The following is a 2,663-nucleotide window of genomic DNA, read 5'->3' on the forward strand; positions in this document are numbered from 1 at the left end:
GCTGTAAATGGTACAGAAGGTTGGAATTTATTCCTTACTTATCAACCAGATTTAATTATTTTAGATTTGATGATGCCGAAAAAAGATGGATGGGAAYTATGCGAGGAAATTCGTCAACAATCMAATGTCCCTATTATTATGTTAACKGCTAAGGGMGAGGAAAGGGATCGAATTTTAGGCTTAACAATGGGSGCAGATGATTATKTAACAAAGCCATTTTCCCCTCGTGAATTAGTATTAAGGGTTCAAATTATACTAAGAAGAGGTAGCCAGGTACCGATACAAGCAAAAGAATCCTTATCGGAAGTGATAGAATGTCCAGATTTAAAGATTTATCCAAAGACGAGATGTGTATTGGTTTGTGAAAATAAAGTGGAGTTAACAGCGAAAGAATTTGAGGTACTTTATCTCATGGCAAAGCATCCAAAACAAGTTTTTTCTCGTTCGCAACTTCTTGAACTCATTTGGGATACTGAATATGAAGTGGCTACAAACATAGTAACTGTTTTAGTCAGTCGTTTACGTGAMAARTTSGAGAAGCATACGATAAAGAGTCGYTGGATTCAYACGGTTTGGGGKATAGGATATCGTTTTGAGCCAAATGGAGGAAGTGAAACATGAGATTACGTATTCAATTATTACTGATGAATGTATTAAGTACGAGTATCATGGTACTTGCTATATGGTATAGTGAGACGAAAATGTTACTTGAACCAGAACAAACAAGGCTATTAACAATAATTGCGGTTGTGGCATTCATGATTTCAACGTTTATTTACTGGTTAATGACACGCCCTATCATGAGATCTATCAAAAATTTAATGGCATTAACGAAACAATTTAGTGATAGACAATTCGAAACAATGTATATAATTGGAAAAGAGCCACAGGAGTTTAAAGAATTAGCAACAGCCTTTCAACAGATGGCAAAAAAATTAGAAGAGGGGTTTACTCAGTTAGAAGAAGGAGAAAACGCACGTAAGGAGCTGATTACGAATATTTCACATGACTTACGAACGCCTATGGCCAGCATACAATTGATGATAGAAGCGTTACAAGATAACCTGATTGAAGATCCTGAAATGAGAAAGCAATACTTAGCAACGATCTTAAAAGAAATAGAAAGATTAAGTGGATTAATCAATGACTTATTTGAACTTTCAAAGTTAGAGTTTGATGAAGTAGATTTTCATCCAAGTTTCACACATATAGATAAAGTTCTATTAGATGTATTAGAGTCACATTCTGTCTTATTAGAAGACAAACAGATTGATTTACAATTGCAGGTTCCTGATAGATTACCCCGACTATTAATTATGCCGTGTAAAATAGCAAGGGTCATAGGTAATTTGTTAGATAATGCTATTCGATATTCCCCTGTCTCTGGAACAATTGAGTTGATTGTAGAGGAAAATAAGCAAAATCAACARGTCCARTTCAYTTTGCGKGATGAAGGARWRGGAATTTCTCCAAATGAYCAAYTACGCGTATTTGARCGYTTTTTTAGRACAGATCRATCAAGAAGTTCACAATCKGGAGGWTCYGGWCTTGGAYTAGCYATTGCAAAATCATTGATTGAAAWGCACAAAGGRGAAATTGGTGTRAGARATCGCGCAGATAGAAAACAGGGAAGTGAATTTTGGTTTACTCTTCCCATCACATCAGAAAAAAATAAGAACGCCGAAAGACTTTTGTAACATTTATGAAAGAGAAATGAAAGACCTTCTTGTTAACATACTACTACACAGTATATTAACGGAGGTCTTTTACTTTATGAAAAGAAAATATATATGGTTTATAGGTGGATTTATAATTGTCGTGGGAATGTTATGGTCTTTGTTCCGACCGGAGAAATTATTTATTGATAAGCAAGTGAATGAAGCGTTGCCACAGACAGAAATGCAATCAATGAAAACAAAACAAGTTCAAGATCAAGTTATAAGTTCAGGTCAGTTTCARAACGGTGTCCATGAAACAACTGGARYAGSAACAATCTATCAATTAGCKGATGGAAAACGTRTTTTACGMCTTWCTRATTTTTCAACWTCTAAYGGGCCAGATGTRCGAGTWGTATTAGTTCCTACARATCGTTTGAAAAATAATGARGAYGTKAAAAAYYAYMAGTATATTGAATTAGGAAAATTAAAGGGMAAYAAAGGMGAYCAAAACTAYGAAATTCCTGAWGRRATAGATGTAAGTRCATAYGGTKCRGTTTCTATATGGTGTAAGAGATTTAATGAAAACTTTGGTGCTGTTTATTTTAAAAAATAAGCAAGAAGGTTCTGGTGCAAATATATGAAGAAGAACAAAATAATAATAGATTCCTAGCAGAATCATATCTTATGTCATAAAATTAAATACTTGATGAATGAACTCTTTCTGATTTTGAATAGACTGATGCCGTAAACGAATATGACCTTTTTTAATCATATGCATGGCTTCAATACCAATTAATATAGAAGTTGCTGTTTTAAATGATTTGAACCCTAACATAGAGTGTATACGCTTCTTAATAAAACGATAATCTTGTTCCACAATGTTATTTAGATATTTTATCTGTCTGATTTGGATGCCTACCGACATCTTTTTCTCTTTTTTTAATTCGGCAATCGCCATCGGATAGGGAGGATTCTTGTCTACTATAGTAACACGAAGCCTTGAAA

4 protein-coding genes are annotated in these 2,663 nt (G+C 34.1%); 3 read left to right on the forward strand and 1 reads right to left on the reverse strand.

The genetic code is table 11. The annotated features are described in order from the left end of the window. From AC1DJR_RS25525 to AC1DJR_RS25535, 3 genes are all read left to right on the forward strand, one after another. On the forward strand, nt 1-621 hold a 621-nt coding region (locus AC1DJR_RS25525; RefSeq protein ID WP_477003809.1), incomplete at its 5' end, for a response regulator transcription factor. Then, on the forward strand, nt 618-1,697 hold the full coding sequence (locus tag AC1DJR_RS25530; RefSeq protein WP_477003810.1) for a sensor histidine kinase: 1,080 nt from the start codon (nt 618-620) through the stop codon (nt 1,695-1,697). The genes AC1DJR_RS25525 and AC1DJR_RS25530, both read left to right, overlap by 4 nt. A 76-nt stretch (nt 1,698-1,773) precedes the next feature. Further along, complete coding sequence (locus tag AC1DJR_RS25535; RefSeq protein ID WP_477003811.1) at nt 1,774-2,271, forward strand: DM13 domain-containing protein; 498 nt, start codon at nt 1,774-1,776, stop codon at nt 2,269-2,271. 69 nt (nt 2,272-2,340) lie between these two features. On the opposite strand, the gene AC1DJR_RS25540 is transcribed toward AC1DJR_RS25535, so the two are convergent. Beyond that, on the reverse strand, nt 2,341-2,663 hold a 323-nt coding region (locus AC1DJR_RS25540), incomplete at its 5' end, for a DDE-type integrase/transposase/recombinase (RefSeq protein WP_477003812.1).

It is taken from the genome of Bacillus sp. 05T31 (assembly GCF_056396725.1).